Source organism: Amycolatopsis sp. NBRC 101858, from assembly GCF_030269325.1.
Lineage (GTDB): Bacteria > Actinomycetota > Actinomycetes > Mycobacteriales > Pseudonocardiaceae > Amycolatopsis > Amycolatopsis ponsaeliensis.
Genome location: NZ_BSTD01000005.1, coordinates 329,391 through 348,949 on the forward strand (window position 1 = coordinate 329,391; position 19,559 = coordinate 348,949).

Here is a 19,559-nt window from a genome sequence, read left to right on the forward strand (position 1 = left end):
GGGTGGCTGACCAGCTGTGATGCCGGTGCCGGCACGGGCTTCCGGTGGACTGGGTGGCCGCGGTTGTGATGGCGGGTTTCGGCAGGGCTTCTGGTGGGCTGGGTGGCTGAGCGGCTGTGATGCCGGGGTTCGGCGGGGCTTCTGGTGGGTCGGGTGGCTGAGCGGCTGTGATGCCGGGGTTCGGCGGGGCTCCCGGTGGGTCGGGTGGCTGACCAGCTGTGATGCCGGTGCCGGCACGGGCTTCCGGTGGACTGGGTGGCCGCGGTTGTGATGGCGGGTTTCGGCAGGGCTTCTGGTGGGCTGGGTGGCTGAGCGGCTGTGATGCCGGGGTACGGCGGGGCTTCTGGTGGGTCGGGTGGCTGAGCGGCTTTGATGCCGGGCCTCGGCAGGGCTTCCGGTGGATTGCGTGGCTGAACGGCTGTGATGCCGACCCCGGCACGGGCTACCGGGTGGGCCGGGTGGCCGGAGGTGCTGGGGTGCCCGGGGCCGGCTTCCGGTGGCGTTCGTGCCCTCGGCGAAGTGGCGTCCCGTGAGGGGCTGCCCGCCGGTGGGTGGGTAGCCAGGCTCAGTGTCGTGGCGGGGCAGCCGGCAGATCGAGCGGGCTTCCTCGCGCGAGCGGGGTGTCGGTCTGGGTGGGGCTCGTTCGTCGGTGGGGTGACCTACCCGCGAAGGAGACTCCGATGATCCAAGACCTGATCGCCGCCGAGCGGCGGGAGCTGGCCGCCTTGCTTGGTGAGCTCACGCCCGCCGAATGGGGCTCGGCCACCCTGTGTGCCGGGTGGCGGGCTCCCGAGGTTGTTGCCCATATGACCATGCCCTTCCGGTTCACGACCGGGCGGTTCGTGCGCGAGCTGGTGAAGTCCGCGGGTCGCTTCAACCGGATGGCCGATCGCGTGGCTCGGCAGGAGGCCGCCGAGCTTTCGAGGGAGGCTCTCGTCGGCTCGCTGCGGGACAACGCCGACCACCCCTGGCAGCCGCCCGGCGGTGGGCCGGAGGGTGCTCTCAGCCACGACGTCATCCACGGCCTCGACATCACGACCGCCCTCGGGCTGGATCGCCGCGTGCCCGCGGAACGGCTGGAAGTGGTGCTCGGCGGCGTCCGGCCCAAGCAGGCGAAGTACTTCGGCACCGATCTGGCCGGTGTCTGCCTGCGTGCCGATGATCTCGACTGGTCGTACGGCACCGGGACCCCGCTCACCGGCCTGGCCCAGGACCTGCTGCTGGTGCTCTGCAACCGGCGTCTGCCGGTGGGACGTCTTCGGGGCGAGCCGAGCGCGCGCTTCACCACGGTCTGAGCTCCTTCCGCAACTCTTCCATTGTGGACAGTGCGTCTGCGCCGTAGCGCAGTGCTTGCAGGCCGGCGGCACGCGCGGCCGAGACGTTCTCCGCGCGGTCGTCGATGAGCAGGATCCGGCTCGGGATCACGTCGAGACGCCGGCACACGCCGGTGAAGGCTTCGGGCGCCGGTTTGCGCACCCGGGTGTCGCCGCTGATGAACCAGTCGGTCAGGTACTCGCCGAGACCGAACCGCTCACGCAAGAGCTTCGACCACTCGCTGACGTCGTTGCCCAGGCAGCCGAGCCGCACTCCGGTCGCGTCGAGATCCGCGAGGACCGCGACCACCCCTTCGGTCAGGCGGTGGTTCCGGCAGTACTCCTCGTCCGACGCGCCGGATGCGCCGGCGTTCGCCCAGAGGTCGGCCGAGGACATCTTGCCGAGGCTGCATTCCTGGTGCAGCTGGGCGATTTCTTCCCTGCGCAGCACGCAGCCGTGGCTGCGGAGGTAGGGCACGAGCAGCTCGCCGACGTCGTCGGCGGCGGAGTAGAGGACGCCCATCGCATCGAACAGGACGATGTCGATCGCGTCGCGGTCGAGGGGTGCGGGGATGGCGGACATGTCTCCGACGGTACCGAACACCTGTGCGAACGCCATCGCTGAAACGGGTGATGTGCCCTGTCCGAAATTCTCCGCTCGCGACTTTTCCCTTGTGTGCCAACGAGATTCGCGGTCAAAGTCGGACGCCGCGGCGAAAAGTGTCGGACCCCGTCGGCAAGCTTCTGATCAGCAGCCGGCGGTCCCACCGTCGAACGAAGAACACTCGTCCTGCGAGTAGGGCCCCGCCCGCCAGCCCGCAGCGTCGACCGTCCTGGAGGTGTCATGCACGACGAAGGTCCACGGCCCGGCGTAGGAGTTGTCGTGCCACCGGTTGCCCTGCTGGAAGGTGATCGCCTCCTCCACGACGGTTCCCTTGTAGGGAGACCAGTCCGGGAAGGTCCCGTAGTTCGACAGCAGCGCCATCCGCCCGCAGAGGCTTGTGCAGCCCACCCGTCCAGGATCGAACCGGAAGGTGTTCCCGTGAACCTCCACGCGCTGGGTCTTCCAGCGGCAGTCGTCGTAGGCCGGTGGCTTCGCGATCGTGCCCGCCGTGCACGAAGACCGGGAAGCCACCTTGGTGCAGTAGCCCGAAGACGTGTTCGCCGGGCTGGTGCAGAAGCGGTCGGCGTTCTCCCACAACGTGATCCCGGCCCAGTTGTCCTCGAACGTGTTCCCGCTGATGTCGACGGCCGACGTCCGCGCCTGAACACGGGGCTCGCCGCCCGACTCCGACAGGTACACCGTCGCTGCCGGGAAGTTGTCGCCGCGCGCCGCGAACGCGCGGCCCTGCACCAGGGTGTTGCCGCGGAACGTGTTGCCGCGCAGCACGAGGTTGTAGCTGGTCTCGTAGAACAGCGCCTCGGCGTCGTTGGCTTCGAACAGGTTGTCCTCGACGAGGAAGTCGTTGTTGTTCGTGTCCGCCCACAGGCCGGCGCCGTGGTTGCCGTGGACCCAGTTGCCCCTGACGTCCGCGCCGTCCACGGCCCAGAACTTGGCACCGCCGCTGCAGCCGCAGCCCGGCACCTTGGCCTCCCAGTCGCCGGTGTTGTTGCCGGTGATCTCGTTGCCCTCCAGCACCAGCCCGGTGATGCCGTCTCCGGCCTGGTAAGCGTTGAGCCCGTACTGGCCGTTGTCGCGCAGGCAGCTGTGCCGGACGACCTGGCGTGCCCCGGCCATCAGCCCCGCGCCGGCGTTGGCCTCGATGGTCGTGTTCTCGATGAGCCAGCCGTCACCGGAGTCGTGGTTGACCACGCCCTGGTCCTGCGGCGCGGCGAACCCGCGGACCGTGAGCCCGTGGAGCTCGACGTCGCGGGCCCGCTGGGTGAAGGCCGCCTGGTTGACGCCCCGGCCGTCGACGACCGCGCCCGGCGCGCCGAGGTAGACGTCGCCGTCCTTCGGTGCGACCTGGCCGAACTGATCGGTGCCGAGCGTGTGGGTGCCGGGGCGGAGCCAGAACGTCGTGCCGGGCGGGTTCGCCGCCGTCTTGGCCGAGAGGTCCCCGTCGACGCCCGGATCGACGGGGACGGCCCCAGGAGGCGCTTCCTCGTGCTCCGCGGGCTGGTGGTCGCACACCGGCCCGGGTCCGTCGGTGGTTCGCGCGGTCGCCGGGCACGCCACGGCGATCAGGAGCGAGCAAGCGGCGACGAGAACCGCACGAGGTCTGCCCATGGATGGAAGTTACGCACGAACAGGCCGGAAAACAGTCACCCTCAAGTGTCCTCATCGGACCCAAGGGGTGAATCCTGCTCGCCTTCGGGGGATGCAGGCCGGCCGGGGCGCTCGCCCCGGCCGACCGGCACCGATCCCGGGTCAGGCGAACTTGCGGAACACGGGCTGCACCGGGCGCCCGCCCATCCACGGCGTGGGGTCGTTCGCGTCGAGGGCCTTCCGGTACACCGTGCAGGCCTGGGCGACCACGTCGATGGTCTTGTCGATGTCCGCCTCGGTGAGCCCGGCACTGACCACGAAGGACGGCCCGAGCACCCCGCCGCTCACCAGCTCGCGCAGGAACAGCGTCCGGTACGGCTGGGACGGCTTGAGTTCCTCGTCGAGGGTGCCGAAGACGAGGTTGCTGGACCGCCCGCGGACGACCACGTGGTCCCCGACCCCGATCCCGGCCGCCACCTCGCGGACGCCGGCGGCCAGGCGGTCGCCGAGGGCGTGCAGCCGGGCGATGACGTCCTCGTCGCGGTAGACGTCCATGACCGCGATCGCGGCGGCGAGGGAGTGGGTCTCGGCGCCGTGGGTGGTCGAGAGCAGGAACACCCGTTCCCGGTCGGTGTGCAGCCCGCCGATCTCCATCAGCTCCCGCTTGCCGGCCAGCGCCGAGACGGCGAAGCCGTTGCCGAGCGCCTTGCCGAACGTCGAGAGGTCCGGGGTGACGCCGTAGAGGCCCTGCGCGCCGTGCGCGGACCAGCGGAACCCGGTGATCATCTCGTCGAAGACGAGCACGACGCCGTGGCGCGTGGCGAGCTCCCGCAGGCCCTGCAGGTACCCCGGCGGCGGGCCGACCGCGGCGGCCGGCTCCAGGATCATGCACGCGATCTCGCCCTCGTGGCGCTGCAGCAGCTCCTCCGTGGCCTGCAGGTCGCCGTACGGGAAGGACACCGTCGCGTCCGTCGTCTCGTCCGGGATGCCCGCGTTCATCGCCGTGGTGCCGATGAACCAGTCGTCGGTCGAGAAGAAGGCGTGGTCGGCGCACTTGGCGACGAGCTTGCGCCCGGTCGCCGCGCGGGCCAGCCGCACTGCCGCCGTCGTGGCGTCCGAGCCGTTCTTGGTGAACTTCACCATGTCGGCCGTCGGCACGTTCTCGAGGAACCGCTCGGCTGCCTCGGCCTCGATGATCGACGGGCGGATGAAGTTGCTGCCCTTGCCGAGCTCGGCGCGGACCGCGTCCAGGATCCGCGGGTGGGCGTGGCCCAGGCTGACCGCTCTCAGCCCGGCGCCGTATTCGATGTAGTCGTTGCCGTCGACGTCCCAGACGTGGCCGCCGAGGCCGTGGGAGATGACCGGAGCCATCATTTCGGGATACTGGTCCGAGCCCTTGGCGTAAGTGTGCGCACCACCCGGGATGACCCGGTGCAGCCGCTCGTTCGCCTCCGTGGAGCGGGGCAAGTTCGTTCCCATGTGGGTCACCTCGTTGGTTTCAACGCCTCTCCGAGAGACGGCGCGCGCTCATCCCGGTCACTGACCATTGTGACCGACAGTGGCCACGAAATGTCCAATTCTGGGTCTTTGTACGAAATTGTGATGTCTTCGGACGGGTCGTGGGGTCGATCGATACGGTACGAGACGTCCGAGATATCGGTGAGTGACTGGAATCCGTGCGCGCACCCCGCCGGGATGTACACGGAAACCTGGGTATCACCGGAAAGTTCGAACGTTTTGACATTGCGGAATGTCGGCGAATCCGGTCGGAGATCCACGACGACGTCGAAGATCGCGCCGTGCGAGCAGCGCACCAGCTTCGCCTCGCCGGCCCCGCCGCGCAAATGCATCCCGCGGATGACTCCCTTGCGTGAGCGGGAAAGACTGTCCTGGGCGAAGCCGTCCGGGTCGATCCCGACCGACGCGACGACCTCGCGGTCGAACGTCCGGCTGAAGAAGCCGCGCTGGTCGGCGTGCGGGGTCGGTTCGAACAGGTACACGCCCTCGATCTCGGGCACCGGAATGGCCTTCATCGCGCACCCCCGAAGAGGGCCGCCGAAAGGGCGGCGAACTGGTCCTTGAGTCGTTGCACGTTGTTCTCGTTCCGTTCCGCCAGGATCTGGCGCAGTTCCGGCGAACGGTTTTCGAGTTCGGTGAACTGCTCGACGAGCCGGTCGAAGCCGACTGTCTTCGCCCGCTGGGTGAAGCCGTCGAGGCCCATCTCCGCCATGAGCACGTCGTTCTTCGGCGCGTACCCGATCGCGACGGTCGGCTTCGCGACTTTCAGGGCGCAGAGCACGTTGTGGTAGCGCGTGGCCACCACGCTGTCCACCACCGCCATCTCGTGCATCAGCTCGTCCAGGGTCTTCGCCGAAGCCGCCGTCACCAGCGGGGAAGCGGTCTTCTCGAGGATCTCGTCGACGACCTGCCGGTCGATCTGGTCACCGATGAACAACCGGACGGGTCTGCCCTGGTCGACGAGCCAGGCGACGAACCGGTTCATCGTGTCCACGTAGTGGCGGTAGATGCGGTCGCTGTCGGCGCGGTCGTCGTTGCCGCCGTAGTAGGCCATCACGCCGACGCCGACGGTGCCCGGCTCGCCGCCGGCAGCCGGAGTGGGGAGGGAGAACGCGAGGTCGGGGTAGACCTCGTCACGGCTGGTGTCGACACCCATGGCGCGCATGGCGTCTCGGGAGAGGTCGTCGCGGAAGGAGCGGTACGCGGCGAGCCGGCCGGACCAGCGGACGAGCGTCCGCGTGACCCGCGCGCTGATCTCGTTGGCGCCGACGCTGACCAGCGCGACCTTCGTGCCGAAGAGCCGCCCGGTGGCGGAAAGGAGGAAGAGCGAATACGGAAAACCCCAGGGACGCAGCGGAAGCGTCGCTTCGAGGACGCCCATGCCGGGCACGATGACGACGTCCTGCTTCCGGACCCAGGCGGCCGTGCGGCCGATGTCGACCAGCTTGCCGAGTCCCTTGAGGACGATCGAGCGCAGGCCGGACGCCGTCTCGTACTCGGCTTGGTTCCAGTGCAGGGGCGTGGTGTCGACGCCGTACCGCTCGCGGACGATGTCCGGGCCGCCCACCAGGCCGGTCAGGACGGCGTCCGGGTGTTCGGCGCGCAGGTAGCCGAGCACGGCTTCGAGGGAACCGTCGTTGCCGAGGTTCCCCGAGCCGAGCAGGCCGAAGACGCCGACGCGGGGGGCACGCTTCACGCGAGCCTGCCTTCGCGGCCGGCGACGATCTCGTTGACCGTGGCGACGTCGGAGGCGGTCGGCGCGCGGTCCTCGACGCGCTCGCCGTGGCCGGAGCGCGCCCGGTTGGTCAGCCAGGCGCCGAGGTGCCCGAAGCACTCGCGCTTGTCGGCGGCCGAGATCGGCGCGCGGCGGATCAGGTCCGCGAACCCGTAGACGTACTCGCCGAGCAGGCGGACGGTGGGATTCCGGAGCCGGTTCGCGCGCCGCGGGTCCAGATTCGCGCACCGGCTCCGGATGGTCGGGTTGGCCCGTTCCGCGCGGCCCGGGTGGTCGCGGCGGAAGTAGAGCAGCTCGGGCACCTGGTGGAACGCGCCGTGCAGGGCCATCTCGGCGGAGTAGGTCCGGTCGGCGTGGTGGTAGCTGTCGAGCGGCTTGACGCGGCGGAGGATGTCCGCGCGGATGACGCCGTAGAAGTCGTCGCCGCCGGGCTCGAACAGGACGCTGCGGAAGCGGTCCGGGGCGTGCGGGGACGCGGTGTTCAGCGTGTACTCGAGCGGCTGGACGATGCGGCCGTCGCCGTCGATGATCGCCTGGTCGCAGTGGGCGAGCATGATGTCCGGGCGCTCGTCGAGGGCCTCGATGCACCGTTTGAGCAGGTCGCGGGCGTAGAGGTCGTCGTGGGAGACCCACTTGAAGAGCTCGGTGCGGGACACGTCGAACACGTAGTTGTGGTTCGGGGTCGCCCCGATGTTCTTCGGCTGCCGGACGTAGCGGATCCGGGAGTCCTTCTCGGCGTAGCGGCGGCAGATCTCGTCGGTGCCGTCCGTGGAGGCGTTGTCCGAGATGATCAGCTCGAAGTCTTCGTAGGTCTGGCCGAGCAGGGCGTCCAGCGACTCGGCGAGGTACTCCTCGCCGTTGTACACCGGGAGGCCGAGGCTCAGCCGCGGGACGGTGGTCATGGAGTCCTCATTCCTTGATCGGCAGTTTGATCGGCTCGAAGACCACGGTGGTTTCGTTGATCCCGATCGGCGCGAAGACGATGGTGGTCTCGTTGGCCCCGGCGTCGTCCGGGGTCGGCGGCACGTACTCGCGCAGCCCGATCCGCAGCTGCCACCACCAGACGATCGACCCGGTGAGGGTCGCGGCCGCGACGCCCCACGCGGACCCGGGCGCACCGCCGAGGAAGGCGCCGGTGATGCCGAACGTGACGTAGAACAGGGAGGCGATCAGCTGCGAACGCAGGCTCCGTGGTGCGGCGCCCAGTGCGCGGAGCCCGGCAGCCGCGCCGGTGGCGAAGCTCGCGCCGACCACGGCGAGGGTGACCGGGAGGATCAGCGGGGACGACGAGTCCCACACCGAGCCCATCACCCAGCGGCCGGCCGAGTCGGGGAGCAGGAGGAACAGGCCGAGGCCCCAGCACAGCGCGGCGGCGGCCTGGCCGCCGCCGAGGATCATGCAGAAGTGCTTGAGCCGGTGCGGGGCTCGCTGGAGCACCCGCGCGCCCTCGGCGACCGTGACCAGGGACAGGCCCATGAGCAGGGCCAGGAACGGGCCGAGCAGCTGCTCGGCGCCGCGGACCGCGCCGACGGCGGTGATGCCGGCGATGGCGCCGAGACCGTACGCGCGCAGCTGGGACGCGCCGCTGTTGCTGACGTTCTCGACCAGGTAGCGCACGCTCAGGTCACGCTGCGAGCGAAGCCAGCCGACGAGCTCCCGCGGGTGCGGGAGGATCCCCGTCTGGAACCAGCCGTAGACCGCGGCGAGCGCGGCCGCGATGCCCCACGCCAGCACGAACGCGACGACCGTCCCGATCCGGCCGGCGATGAACAGCGCCGGCATCAGGGCGACGCCGCACACGACGTCGTTGAGGAACGCCTTCTTGCCCTGTCCGCGGGCGAAGAAGGCGAACCGCCAGGCGTCCTGCAGGAGCAGGCCCGGCAGGACGACGGCGAGCGCGACGAACGCGTTGCCGAGCGGGCCGCCCGCGGCCAGCCCGGCGACCAGGCTGACCAGCCCGGTCGCGCAGCCGACGCCGATCGCGGTACCGGAGGCGCTGGCGACCCCCAGGCGCCAGCGGTCCTCCGGCACCGCGCTGAACCGCACCATCAGCGGGTCGGTGGCCAGCCCGCGCGAGATGTTGAGCACCACCCCGTAGGTGACCCAGGCGAGGCTGAAGATGCCGAACGCGAACGTGCCGAGCTCGCGGGCCACGTACAGCCCGACGGCGAAGTTGGTCAGACTGGACACTGCCTGGTCGCCGAGGCCCCAGCTCAGCCGTCCGGCCATGGCGCGCACGGCGCCGTTCCGGAGCAGCGAGCGCGGGGCCCGGCGATGGTTGGCCACGTCGCTCACTCCTTGACCAGACCGGCGTCGTGCAGGGCGCGGGCGGCGACGTCGACGATGTCGAAGGGCAGCCCGGCCCGCTCGGCGATGTCCAGCAACGAGTGCTCGCCGTCGGAGAGGTTGAGCACCCACAGCATGGCCATCTGGGCCTGCTTGGCGTCGCTGCGGCCGCCGAGCGAGTCGTACAGCCCGCGCTTGCCGAGCTGGGGCTCGCCGTACGGGCTGAGGTTGACGTACCGGCGGTTGCGGTCCAGGACGCCGAAGGCATCCCGCAGCGCGCCGAGCGTGTCCTCCATGGCCGCCGGAGAGACGAAGCTCGGGTTGTCCGCCGAGGTGTGGTACTCGGGGTAGCCCGCGTACGGCGTCCGCGTCAGCGAGCCGACGCCGAGGTTGAAGCCCGGCGAGCAGAACTGGCGCTCGTCGTAGCCGTAGGGCGAGAAGTCGACGACGCGGTGCTCGCGCGAGCGCAGCACGTGCTGCATGACGCGGTCGATCTCGGCGTCGTCGCGGCGGGACTTCTTGTACGTCAACGATCCCGGGTCGCCCGCGCACGCCAGCACCAGGCCGTGACGCACCTTCTCGATCCGGGAGGCGTTGCGCGCCAGCCAGGTGATCGAGCCGATCGTCCCCGGCATGAACAGGAACCGGTAGGTGTAGTGGGGCTGAGTGAGAGCCAGCTGCTGCGCCAGCGAAATCGCCACCGCGATGCCGGCCAGGTTGTCGTTGGCCAGCGACGGGTGGCACACGTGGCACGACACGATGACCTCGTCGGTGACGCGGCCCGGCACGACGTGCTCGCCGTAGGTCAGCGAACCGTCGGCCAGGGTCGAGTCGATGACGACGTCGTACTCGCCGTCGGGCAGCGCGTCGAGCTTCTCCTGCGCGAGGCAGAAACCCCAGGCCGGCGCGTAGTAGCTGGTCCGGTACGGGACCCACGACGGCTGGTCCGGCAGCGTGTGCAGGTGCTCCCGCAGTTCGCTCAGCGGCATCCGCTCGTTCACCGGGACGCTGTACCCGACGACGTGCAGGTTCGACTCCTGGAAGTCGATGACGCGCTCACCGGAAGGAGACGCGACGTACGCGTCCCGGATGTTCCACTCCTGCGGGATCGTCCAGTCCAGCACCGCCGTGCCGGTCGGGACCTCGTGCCGCTCCAGCGCGATGTGCTCGCCGATGATGTCCAGGGTCTGCCGCACGCCGTCGCCGGTGATGCTGCGGCAAATCGGGTACAGCCGCTCGACCAGGGCGTGCAGCTCCGCCCCCGTCCGCAGCTGCGGGCCCGCCACTAGCGCCGCCGCAGGGTGTCGTCGACGCGGCCGGCTTCACCCTCGCTGCGCAGCCAGGCCAGCCGGGTGAACAGCTTCTCGAACGACTCGCGGGTCAGCCCGAACTTGCGGTAGGCCTCGATGAGCTCGACGGCGCCGTCCTTGACCGACCACTCGCAGGTGAAGCCGGGGATCGCCGAGCGGAAGCGCGAGAAGTCGACCCGGTACGAGCGCGGGTCGGAGCCGGCCTCGCCGGTGATGTTCAGCGTCGAGCCCGGCACGGCCTCGACGACCTCCTGGGCGATCTCGGCGACGGTGACGTTGTTGTCCTCGGTGCCGATGTTGAAGGCCTTGTTGTGCACGGCCTCCTTCGGCGCCGTCAGCGCGGCGGTGAACGCCCGCGCGATGTCCTGGGCGTGCACCAGCGGCCGCCACGGCGTGCCGTCGGAGAGCACCAGCACCTCGCCGGACAGGTGCGCGTGCGCGGTCAGGTTGTTCAGCACGATGTCGCCGCGCAGCCGGGGCGAGTAGCCGAACGCGGTCGCGTTGCGCATGTAGACCGGGGTGAAGTCGTCGTCGGCGAGCTCGTGGACGTCGGCCTCGACGCGCACCTTCGACTCGGCGTACGGCGTCACCGGCTTCAGCGGGGCGTCCTCGTCGACCAGCTTGTCGCCGCCTGCGCCGTACACCGAGCAGGTCGACGCGTAGAGGTACCGCCCGACGCCGGCCTCCTTCGCCAGCTTCGCGAGCTTCACCGACGCGTGGTGGTTGATGTCGTAGGTCAGCTCCGGCGCGAGCGACCCGAGCGGGTCGTTCGACAGCGCGGCGAGGTGGATCACCGCGTCGAACCCGGTGACGTGCTCGAGCGTGACGTCGCGCAGGTCGACGACCTGGCCGGCCGGGTCGGCCGGCGTCGGACCGAGCAGGCAGTCCTCGAACAGCCCCGAGTCGAGGCCGACGACCTCGTGACCGGCGGCCGCGAGCACCGGGGCCATCACCGTCCCCAGGTAGCCCTTGTGCCCCGTCAGCAACACCCGCATCGGATCAGCCCTTCAGGTCGAGAGTGAGTTTCTTGACGAAAAACGCTTCGGCGTACTTCGCGGCCGCTTCGATCCCGCGGATCCGCGCCAGGCCGAGGAACGCCTCGCGGTCGTACCAGCCGCGGTGCCGCTGCGACGCGTAGTGCTCCTGCAGCAGCCGGACCTTCTCCTCGGCGACGTCGTCGTCGAGCGGCTGGTACACCGAAGGCGCGCCGAGGTCGCCGTCCCACTTGACGATCTCGTAGCCCAGCGCCAGGTGGTCGCGGAACGCCGTCGGCACGAGCTTCGCGAGCCCGCGGTGGTCCTGGTGAGCGTCGTCGGTCCGCGGCGCCAGGATGACGTCCGGGTCGGTCCGCCGCCGCAGCTCCTCCAGCGCGTTCTTGGCCTCTTCCCAGTGCGCCGGGAAGCGCCCGTCCGGCATCTTCAGCACCGTGACGTCGACCTGTGCGCCCGGGCAGAACGCCGCGAGCGCCGCCCGCTCCTCGTCCTCGCGGGGCGTGCCGCCACCGGAGAGGACCAGCGCGTCGACCTTCAGCCCCGGCCGCGACGAGCACATCGTCAGCAGGGTGCCGCCGGCGCCGATCGCGATGTCGTCGCAGTGCGCGCCGAGGGCGACGACGCTGCCGAGGCGTCCCGGCCGGAGCCCGATCACGCGGTGCTCGCGACGGGCTGCTCCCAGAGCGCCCAGGGCTTCTTGCCGTGCGTGTACGCCTCGTCGAGCGCCGCGCGCTCCTTGACCGTGTCGGTCGGCTTCCAGAACCCGCGGTACGGGTAGGCCAGGAGACGCCCGCGCTTGGCCAGCTCGCCGCAGCCGTCGGCGACCAGGTCGCCGTTCTCCGGGATGTGGTCGAAGACCTCCTGGCGCAGCACGAAGTACCCGCCGTTCTCCCACAGTGGCATTTCGCTGACCGCGGTGATCGAGCCGACCATGCCGCCTTCGTCCATCTCCACGCAGTGGAACGACGACTGCGGCGGCACGACCATCATCGACGCGCCGGCGTCGGTGTTCGAGAACCGCTCGATCATGTCGGGCAGCGGGACGTCGGACAGGACGTCGGCGTAGTTCGCGAGGAACATCTCGTCGCCGTCGAGGTAGTCGCGCACGCGGCGCAGGCGTTCACCGATCGGCGACTCGATGCCGGTCTGCACGAAGGTGATCGTCCAGTCGGCGATGTCGGTCGAGAGCAGCTCCGCCTTGCCGCCCCGCAGGACGAAGTCGTTGGAAATGGTTTCCTGGTAGTTCAGGAAGAAGTTCTTGATGTGCGCCGCGCCATAGCCCAGGCACAGGATGAACTCCGTGTGGCCGAAATGCGCGTAGTAGCGCATGACGTGCCAGATGAGCGGTCTCGGACCGACCATCGCCATCGGCTTCGGGACGTCGTCGGCCGCGCCGTTGCGCATCCGCATCCCGTAGCCACCGCAGAAGAGAACGACCTTCACTTCAAGACACCTCGACGATTTCCAGGCGGGGGATGGGGAACACGAGCTTTCCGCCCCAGGCACCCACGAACGACAGCTGTTCGGTCAGTTCCTCCCGGAGGTTCCACGGGAGGACGAGGACGTAGTCGGGCCGATCGGCTTCGATCCGCTCCGGGGGCAGCACCGGGATGCGCGTGCCCGGGGTGAACCGGCCGTGCTTGTACGGGTTGCGATCGACCGTGTACTGCAGCAGGTCCGTCCGGATGCCGCAGTGGTTCAGCAGGGTGTTGCCCTTGCCCGGGGCGCCGTAGCCGACGACGGTCTTGCCGTCGTTGCGCGCCTCGATGAGGAACTTCAGCAGGTCCAGCCGTACGCGGGTGACGCGCTCGGCGAACTCGGTGTACCCGGACAGCTCGTGCAGCCCGGCGGCCTTTTCGCGCTCCAGGACGTCGGTCATCCGCTCGCTGGGCTCGCCCGCGACCGCGTCGGGCCGCGCCCAGAGCCGGATCGAACCACCGTGCGTCGGCACGAGCTCGACGTCGACCACGGTCAGGCCGCCGGTCGCGAGGGCCCGGCGCGCGGATTCGACCGTGTAGTACTGGAAGTGCTCGTGGTAGATCGTGTCGTACTGGTTCTTCTCGATCAGCGTGAGCAGGTGCTGGACCTCGATGGAGACCCAGCCGTCGTCGGCGACCAGGGCGCGCAGGCCCTTGGTGAAGCCGATCACGTCGGGGATGTGCGCGTAGACGTTGTTCGCGGCGACGAGGTCGGCGGGCCCGTGCTCCTCGCGCACCCGGAGGCCGGTCTCCTCGGAGAGGAAGGCCGTCAGGGTGGGCACGCCGGCGTCGCGCGCCGCCTGCCCGACGTTCACCGAAGGTTCGACTCCCAGACACCGGATGCCGTGCCCGACGACGTGCTTGAGCAGGTAGCCGTCGTTGCTGGCGACCTCCACGACGAAGGACTTCTCGCCCAGGCCCAGCCGCTCGACGGAGCTGTCGACGTAGCGCTTCGCATGCTCGACCCACGACGTCGAGAACGACGAGAAGTAGGCGTACTCGGTGAAGGTGTCGTCCGGGTCGATCAGCGGGGGGATCTGGGCGAGCCAGCAGTCGGTGCACACGATGAGGTGCAGCGGGAAGGTGGCTTCCGGCTCGTCGAGCTGTTCGGCGGTCAGGAATCGCTCACACGGGGGAGTGGCCCCGAGGTCCACCACGCTGGCCGTGTTTGTCGAACCGCAGAGTCGACATGTGGTCATCTACCAGGCTCCTTGGCTCGCGGTCGCGATATGCGCTTAACACGTCGAGCAGGGGTGGATCGTCGTTACAGCGACGCGTGGCGGCCTGGTGGACCGATTCGGAACCGCAACATGGATCGTGGGAATGTGGCAGAGATCACGGACGGTGCCGGCCTGGATCCGTAACGTCCACAGTGGACTTGGCGGCGGGACTAGGCTGACCGGATGACTTCGGAGACCGGTCCCCGCCTGAGCGGGATCGCAGGCGTGGTGCTGACGGTCCGCTTCCTGACGGAGCTGGCCCTCCTGGGCGGCCTGGCCCTGGCGGGCACCCAGCTCGGCAGCGGGGTGGCGCTGGCGATCGTCGACGCGGTCCTGCTGCCGCTGGTGGCCGCCGCGATCTGGGGCCTGTTCATCGCCCCGCGGGCCCGCCGCCGGCTGCCGGAACCAGGCCGCTTCCTGGTGGAGTTCGCCCTGTTCGCGGTCACCGGAGTGGTGCTCGTGCTGGTCGGCTGGGTGGTCGCGGGGATCGTGCTGGCCGTGGCCGGCATCGGCGTCGCGGCGCTGACCCGGGTCGTCGCCAAGGACGGCTGACCGGCCCTGCCATCACTGCCAACCTGCCCGCATTCGATTGCTCCGGCCGCGGGTGCGCCCATTTACTGGGTGAGCACCCCGAAACCCACGGACAGGAGCGGAATCATGCAGAACGCAAATGGTGACATGCAGGTCGTGCCGGACGAGTTCGACCTCGACGTCCAGGCCGAGTTCAACCCGGACATCGTGGTCTGGATCCTCGGCACCGACTGCTGCTCGTCCTTCTGAGCACCGCGGCGGGCGGAAAACCGGACGGGCTCCGGTTTTCCGCCGCCGGTTTCCCGGAGGCCGGAAATGGACGACGAGATTTTCCGCGTACACGACAGTTTCGTCGTACGCACCCCACTGCACCCGACTCACCCGCGGCTCCCGGCCGCACCCGGCGGCCCGGACCCCGAGGCGTGCCGGGACGTCCTGCGGGCCGCCGCCGAGCGGGCCGAGCTGGCCGAAGCGATCGAGGTCGCCAGCCCGAGCCTCGCCGCGGTCCTGGCGGACGCGCGGGCCGGGCGGCTCGCCTCGCGCAAGCCCGCCCAGCTGCGGCGGGCCGCGCTCGCCGTGCTCAAGTACGACCTCCGGGCACGGACCCGGCCGACCCCGTTCGGGCTCTTCGCCGGGGTGTCCGCCGGACGGTTCGACGTCGCGCCGAAGGTGGAGGACGACGGACCGGCGCGGACGCGGACCCGACTCGACCTCGGCTGGCTGCGAGAGGTCGTCGAAGCGGCCGAACTCGAGCCTGACCTGCTGATCCACCTCGACGTCCAAGCGCACGGCCTGGTCGTCGCGCGCGGTGACCGGCTGCACGTCGAGACGGCTTCGGCGGCCGTTTCGGTGCGGCGCACCCCGGCGGTCGAAGCCGTGCTCGCCGGCACGCAGACGGCCCGTCCGGTCGCGGACGTCGTCGCCGATCTGCGAGACCGGTTCCCGGTTTCCGAGGTCGTGGCGACCAGGCTGATCACCGAACTGGTGCGTCAAGGTCTGCTGCTGACGTCGCTGCGGCCGTCGCTGGACGGTGGCGACCCGCTCACCCACGTGCTCGCTGTGCTGGCCACGGCCGAACGCCGCGGTGCGGCCGTGCCGTGGCGCGCGGCCCTCGCCGCCGTCGCCGAAGCGCGCGACGCCTACGACGCGCGGCCGATCGGCGAAGGCACCGAAGAACTGCGCCGCGTCGTCGCCCTCGCGTGCGCCGTGCGGCCGCACGCGAACCCCGTGCACGTCGACACGCGCCAAGGCCTGCGCGTCCGGTTGCCCGAGGAGGTCCGCGCCGAGGCCGCGGCCGCGGTCACCGCTATGTGGCGGATGGCGCCGCGCCGCGCCGTCCTCGCGGAGTGGCAGGCCCGGTTCACCGAGCGGTACGGCACCGGAGCGCTCGTGCCGCTGCTGGAGGCCCTCGACGAGACCTCCGGGGTCGGCGCCCCGGCGGGCTACCGGTGGCCGGCCGCGCGGCCCGGGACGCCGGAGCCGCCGCCCGAACGGACCGCAAGGGACCGCCGGGTGGCCGCGCTGGTGGCCGAGGCGGTCCGGGACGGCGCGCGCGAGGTCGTGCTCGACGACGAGACCGTCGATGCACTGGCCGACGACGGTGATCCGGCCGAGGTCACGCGGTTCGGCGAGTACTGCTTCCAGCTGTGCGCGGCGTCGCTCGAAGACCTCGCCGCGGGCGAGTTCCGGCTGGTCACCGCGCCGAGCCACGGGTCCTACCAGCCCGGCGCCACCGCGAGCCGGTTCGCCGGCCTGCTCCCCGACCTCGACGCCGCGTTGCGCGACGAGGCGGCCGAGGCGGCCCGCGAGCTGGCCCCGATCGTGCCCGTGACGCTGGCCTACCAGCCGCGCGAGGGCCGCGGCGCGAACGTCGTCAACACGCCCGCGCACACCGGACAGCGGATCGCGGTCGGCCTGCCCGGGGACACCCTCAGCCTCGCCGATCTGGCCGTCGGCGTGTCCGACGGCCGGGTGATCGTCGTGCACGTCCCGACCGGCACCGAGCTGCTGCCGGTGGTCCACAGCATGCTGCGGCTCGAGGACCAGGCGCCGAACGTCGTCCGGTTCCTGCACGACGCCGGGCTGGCCGGGACGCGGCAGTGGGAACCGTGGGACTGGGGGAGCGCGCTGGCCGGGCCGTACCTGCCGCGCGTGCGCTACCGGCGCACGGTGCTGAGCCCGGCGGTGTGGCGGCTGGACGTCCTGCGCGAGCTGCCGGACGACGCCTGGCCCGGCGCGGTCGAGCGCTGGCGGGCGGCGTGGCGGGTGCCGGAGCGGGTCGAGGTGCGGAGCCGGGACCAGCGGCTGACGCTCGACCTGACCGACCTTTGGCACCTGGCGATCCTGCGCGACGAACTGCGGAAGGACGCGAGCCTGGTCGCCACCGAGTCCGTCGAGCCGGGTGGCTGGCTGGGTGGCCGGCCCGCCGAGGTGGTCGTCGGGCTCAGCCGCCGGACGCCGGTGCGGACCGAGCCGCCTCCCCGGCTGCAGGCCCGCCGCCGGTACCAGCCGGGCGGGGAATGGCTCCACGTCAAGGTTTTCTCACCGCGGCCGGACGTCGTCCGCGACCGGCTCCCGGCGCTGGCCGCCGAAGCCGGCCTGCCCTGGTACTTCGTCCGCTATGCCGAGCCGGACCCGGTCCTGCGGCTGCGGTTCCACGGCGACCCGGAAACGTTGTGGCCGTTGGTGTTCCCGCGGCTCGCGGCGCGGCTCGGCGAGTGGTCGGACCAGCGGCTGATCGGCGACTGGCTGGTGGCGAGCCACGAGCCGGAGGTGGAGCGCTACGGCGGCCCGACGGCGATGCCGGTGGCCGAGGCGGTGTTCCACGCCGACAGCGAGCTCGCGGTGAAGCTGCTGGACCTCGAGCGGCGAACGGGCTTTTCCCTGGACGAGCTGGCCGCGGTGTCGCTGGCGGCGCTGGCCCACGCGTTCGGTGCGGCGGACCGGATCCCGGCGGCCGCTCCGGACCGGGAGTACGCCCGCAACCGCGTGCGGTGGCGGTCCATTGTGGACCCGGCGGGCGGCTGGCCCGGCCTGCGTGCGACGGCCGAGGGGCGCGCGGTCGTCGAAGCGCTCGGCCCGCGTGACGAGGCGGTGCGCCACTACGCCGACGTCGTCCGCGAGTCGGGCGATATTGCGGGAATCCTGGCGAGCCTGCTGCACATGACGTGCAACCGGCTGTTCGGCGGGCCCATCGAGCGGGAGCGGAAGGTGCACGGCTACGCACGCGCCGCCGTGCTGGACCACCTCGGCCGCCGGACGCACTCGTGACCGCGGACTTCGCGGCGCTGGTGACCGAGACCGCACGGCGGCTCTCGGCCGCCGGGCCGATCACCGCGCGGCCGACGTCGTTGTTCCGCGGCCACCCCGGCGTCGCGATGCTGTTCGGGGAGCTGGGCCGGGCGGACGAGCGCTGGCTGCCGGTGGCGCACCGGCACCTCGCGGCCGCGGTGGCCGCCCTGGACAGCGCGCCGACCGCCGGTCTCTACGAGGGCCCGGCCGCGGTGCTCGCCGCCGCGCAGACGTGCGCGGGCGGCACCGGCCGCTACCGCGGGCTGCGGGAGCGGCTGACCGCGTACGCCGAGGCCGCGCAGGCCCACCGGCTTGCTCACCTGGGCGGCTACGACGTCGTCAACGGCCTCACCGGGCTCGGCCGCGTCCTTCTCGACGCGGGTGCCGACGTCGGACCGACCCTGGACGCGCTGGCCCGGCTGGCGGTCACGGAAACCCGGCCCGGCGCCGACGCCGGGATGGCCCACGGCGTCGCCGGGATCCTCGCGTTCCTGGCTCTCGCCGCGGACCACGGGCGGCTGGTGCCCGGTCAGCTGGACGTGATGCACCACCTCGCCGGCTGGCTGGGCGACATCGCCGGTGAAGACGCCGCCGGACCGTACTTCCCGGCCTGGGCCGGGGAAATCGCGGTCCCGGCCAAGAGTGCTTGGTGCTACGGCACTCCCGGTGTCGCCGTGGCCCTGCACCGGGCCGGGACCGTGCTCGGCGAACCGGCCTGGCAGCGGCTCGCGGTCGAGGCGCTGCGAGCCGCCGCCCGGCGTCCCGAGGCCGAGTGGCACCTCGACGGCCCGACCGTCTGCCACGGTTACGCCGGCCTGCTGCACGCCCTGCACGTGGTCGGCACGGCGGCCGGCGATCCGGAGCTGCAGGCGGCGGCCGGCCGGGTCGCCCTGGTCGTGGCCGCCGCCGCGGACGACACGGCGGAGTTCCTGTTCCGGCACCACGAGTCCGGCTCGCCCGTCGACGCGGCCGGGCTCGTCGAGGGCGCGGCCGGGGTCGCCTGCGTGCTGCTGCCGTTCGCGGGTTACGACGTGCGCGGCCCTTCGCCGTGGGACCGCGTCCTGCTGTTCAGCTGAACGCCCGCCGTCGCGTGGCGAGCAGTTCGAGGAGCCCGCGGCGGCCGTCGACCCCGACGTGGCCGTAGATGTCCTTCAGCCGCCGGTACATCGTCCGCTCGGAGCAGTAGAACCGCCGCGCCATCTCCCGCGTCGACCGGGCTTCGATCACCATTTCGAGCACCGCGAAGTCGCTCACGCTCAACGCCGGGGCCGCGCCGGGGCTTTCCGGCGCGGCCAGGGCGAGGCGGGCGGCCTGCCGGTGGATCACGGTGACCGCGCGGGACGGCGGCAGCTGGACGTTGAGCACCCCGTGCGCCCCGGCGTGCATCGCGGCGTACGTCTGGTTTCCGGAGACGTCGTCGACGACGCCGATCACCGCTTGGCCGGGAAAGGCCTCCCGGAGTGAGCTGATCACCGATACTTCCGCTTCGGTGAAGGCGGGCACCGCAGCCACGGCGCCGCGGTGTTCCCGCAGGGTGCGGGTCAGCTCGGCCGTCAGCACCAGCCGGATGTCCTGCTTTTCGAGCAGGAACACGTGCGGCGAAAGGGCGGCGCCGAGACAGGCCGGCGCGACAACGCTCAGCTGGGCAGGCAATTCCATGGTTTCACCCCCGCGGA

General features: G+C 71.1%; 18 protein-coding genes. 5 read left to right on the forward strand and 13 right to left on the reverse strand.

The genetic code is table 11. The features are described 5' to 3' along the window. The first annotated feature begins 680 nt into the window (after positions 1-680). Positions 681-1,295 (forward strand): maleylpyruvate isomerase family mycothiol-dependent enzyme, encoded by a 615-nt coding sequence (locus QSK39_RS35615; protein ID WP_285482249.1) that lies wholly within the window; start codon positions 681-683, stop codon positions 1,293-1,295. Here QSK39_RS35615 and QSK39_RS35620 read toward each other — a convergent pair. The 12 genes from QSK39_RS35620 to QSK39_RS35675 all read right to left on the reverse strand — a co-directional run bounded on the left by QSK39_RS35620 (position 1,282) and on the right by QSK39_RS35675 (position 14,040). Continuing rightward, positions 1,282-1,896 (reverse strand): HAD family hydrolase, encoded by a 615-nt coding sequence (locus tag QSK39_RS35620; RefSeq protein WP_285482250.1) that lies wholly within the window; start codon positions 1,894-1,896, stop codon positions 1,282-1,284. The genes QSK39_RS35615 and QSK39_RS35620 overlap by 14 nt on opposite strands. 165 nt (positions 1,897-2,061) lie before the next feature. Continuing rightward, on the reverse strand, positions 2,062-3,543 hold the full coding sequence (locus tag QSK39_RS35625) for a right-handed parallel beta-helix repeat-containing protein (protein WP_285482251.1): 1,482 nt from the start codon (positions 3,541-3,543) through the stop codon (positions 2,062-2,064). A gap of 141 nt (positions 3,544-3,684) precedes the next feature. Continuing rightward, a complete protein-coding gene (locus QSK39_RS35630; protein ID WP_285482252.1) occupies positions 3,685-5,001 on the reverse strand; it encodes a glutamate-1-semialdehyde 2,1-aminomutase in 1,317 nt (438 codons plus the stop codon). Between the two features lie 5 nt (positions 5,002-5,006). Then, positions 5,007-5,555 (reverse strand): dTDP-4-dehydrorhamnose 3,5-epimerase family protein, encoded by a 549-nt coding sequence (locus tag QSK39_RS35635; RefSeq protein ID WP_285482253.1) that lies wholly within the window; start codon positions 5,553-5,555, stop codon positions 5,007-5,009. After that, entirely contained in the window at positions 5,552-6,736 is a 1,185-nt protein-coding gene (locus QSK39_RS35640) for a polysaccharide pyruvyl transferase family protein (RefSeq protein WP_285482254.1), read from the reverse strand. Before QSK39_RS35640 ends, QSK39_RS35635 begins: the two co-directional genes overlap by 4 nt. After that, positions 6,733-7,677, reverse strand: coding sequence for a glycosyltransferase family 2 protein (locus QSK39_RS35645; protein ID WP_285482255.1), 945 nt, complete (start codon positions 7,675-7,677; stop codon positions 6,733-6,735). Before QSK39_RS35645 ends, QSK39_RS35640 begins: the two co-directional genes overlap by 4 nt. Positions 7,678-7,684: 7 nt before the next feature. After that, positions 7,685-9,061 (reverse strand): MATE family efflux transporter, encoded by a 1,377-nt coding sequence (locus tag QSK39_RS35650; protein WP_285482256.1) that lies wholly within the window; start codon positions 9,059-9,061, stop codon positions 7,685-7,687. Positions 9,062-9,066: 5 nt separating this feature from the next. Then, positions 9,067-10,347 carry a DUF4910 domain-containing protein gene (locus QSK39_RS35655; RefSeq protein WP_285482257.1) on the reverse strand — a complete coding sequence of 427 codons (1,281 nt, stop codon included), beginning with the start codon at positions 10,345-10,347 and terminating at the stop codon, positions 9,067-9,069. Next, a complete protein-coding gene (locus QSK39_RS35660) occupies positions 10,347-11,366 on the reverse strand; it encodes an NAD-dependent epimerase/dehydratase family protein (protein WP_285482258.1) in 1,020 nt (339 codons plus the stop codon). The genes QSK39_RS35655 and QSK39_RS35660 overlap by 1 nt, the downstream gene beginning before the upstream one ends. 4 nt (positions 11,367-11,370) lie before the next feature. Next, entirely contained in the window at positions 11,371-12,018 is a 648-nt protein-coding gene (locus QSK39_RS35665) for a PIG-L deacetylase family protein (protein WP_285482259.1), read from the reverse strand. Continuing rightward, the gene (locus QSK39_RS35670; RefSeq protein ID WP_285482260.1) at positions 12,015-12,806 is read right to left on the reverse strand and encodes a glycosyltransferase family protein; all 792 of its coding nucleotides are present in this window, start codon (positions 12,804-12,806) and stop codon (positions 12,015-12,017) included. The genes QSK39_RS35665 and QSK39_RS35670 overlap by 4 nt, the downstream gene beginning before the upstream one ends. Position 12,807: 1 nt before the next feature. Further along, positions 12,808-14,040, reverse strand: a complete 1,233-nt coding sequence (locus QSK39_RS35675; protein ID WP_285482261.1) for a class I SAM-dependent methyltransferase — start codon at positions 14,038-14,040, stop codon at positions 12,808-12,810. A 204-nt stretch (positions 14,041-14,244) separates the two neighbouring features. On the opposite strand from QSK39_RS35675, the gene QSK39_RS35680 reads away from it, so the two are divergent. From QSK39_RS35680 to QSK39_RS35695, 4 genes are all read left to right on the forward strand, one after another. Then, on the forward strand, positions 14,245-14,613 hold the full coding sequence (locus QSK39_RS35680; RefSeq protein WP_285482262.1) for a YrdB family protein: 369 nt from the start codon (positions 14,245-14,247) through the stop codon (positions 14,611-14,613). A gap of 105 nt (positions 14,614-14,718) precedes the next feature. Then, positions 14,719-14,841: a hypothetical protein gene (locus tag QSK39_RS35685; RefSeq protein WP_285482263.1), complete on the forward strand. Its 123-nt coding sequence runs from the start codon at positions 14,719-14,721 to the stop codon at positions 14,839-14,841. Positions 14,842-14,907: 66 nt separating this feature from the next. After that, on the forward strand, positions 14,908-17,862 hold the full coding sequence (locus QSK39_RS35690) for a lantibiotic dehydratase (protein WP_285482264.1): 2,955 nt from the start codon (positions 14,908-14,910) through the stop codon (positions 17,860-17,862). Then, complete coding sequence (locus QSK39_RS35695; RefSeq protein WP_285482265.1) at positions 17,859-18,959, forward strand: lanthionine synthetase C family protein; 1,101 nt, start codon at positions 17,859-17,861, stop codon at positions 18,957-18,959. The genes QSK39_RS35690 and QSK39_RS35695 overlap by 4 nt, the downstream gene beginning before the upstream one ends. Here the strand turns inward: QSK39_RS35695 and QSK39_RS35700 are convergent. After that, positions 18,952-19,542 carry a helix-turn-helix transcriptional regulator gene (locus QSK39_RS35700; protein WP_285482266.1) on the reverse strand — a complete coding sequence of 197 codons (591 nt, stop codon included), beginning with the start codon at positions 19,540-19,542 and terminating at the stop codon, positions 18,952-18,954. The genes QSK39_RS35695 and QSK39_RS35700 overlap by 8 nt on opposite strands. Positions 19,543-19,559 lie beyond the last annotated feature (17 nt).

Coding starts and splice junctions, on each gene's coding strand:
- QSK39_RS35615 (WP_285482249.1), top strand. CDS start 681: ATGATCCAAGACCTGATCGCCGCCGAGCGGCGGGAGCTGGCCGCCTTG.
- QSK39_RS35620 (WP_285482250.1), bottom strand. CDS start 1,896: ATGTCCGCCATCCCCGCACCCCTCGACCGCGACGCGATCGACATCGTC.
- QSK39_RS35625 (WP_285482251.1), bottom strand. CDS start 3,543: ATGGGCAGACCTCGTGCGGTTCTCGTCGCCGCTTGCTCGCTCCTGATC.
- QSK39_RS35630 (WP_285482252.1), bottom strand. CDS start 5,001: ATGGGAACGAACTTGCCCCGCTCCACGGAGGCGAACGAGCGGCTGCAC.
- QSK39_RS35635 (WP_285482253.1), bottom strand. CDS start 5,555: ATGAAGGCCATTCCGGTGCCCGAGATCGAGGGCGTGTACCTGTTCGAA.
- QSK39_RS35645 (WP_285482255.1), bottom strand. CDS start 7,677: ATGACCACCGTCCCGCGGCTGAGCCTCGGCCTCCCGGTGTACAACGGC.
- QSK39_RS35660 (WP_285482258.1), bottom strand. CDS start 11,366: ATGCGGGTGTTGCTGACGGGGCACAAGGGCTACCTGGGGACGGTGATG.
- QSK39_RS35675 (WP_285482261.1), bottom strand. CDS start 14,040: ATGACCACATGTCGACTCTGCGGTTCGACAAACACGGCCAGCGTGGTG.
- QSK39_RS35680 (WP_285482262.1), top strand. CDS start 14,245: ATGACTTCGGAGACCGGTCCCCGCCTGAGCGGGATCGCAGGCGTGGTG.
- QSK39_RS35685 (WP_285482263.1), top strand. CDS start 14,719: ATGCAGAACGCAAATGGTGACATGCAGGTCGTGCCGGACGAGTTCGAC.
- QSK39_RS35690 (WP_285482264.1), top strand. CDS start 14,908: ATGGACGACGAGATTTTCCGCGTACACGACAGTTTCGTCGTACGCACC.
- QSK39_RS35700 (WP_285482266.1), bottom strand. CDS start 19,542: ATGGAATTGCCTGCCCAGCTGAGCGTTGTCGCGCCGGCCTGTCTCGGC.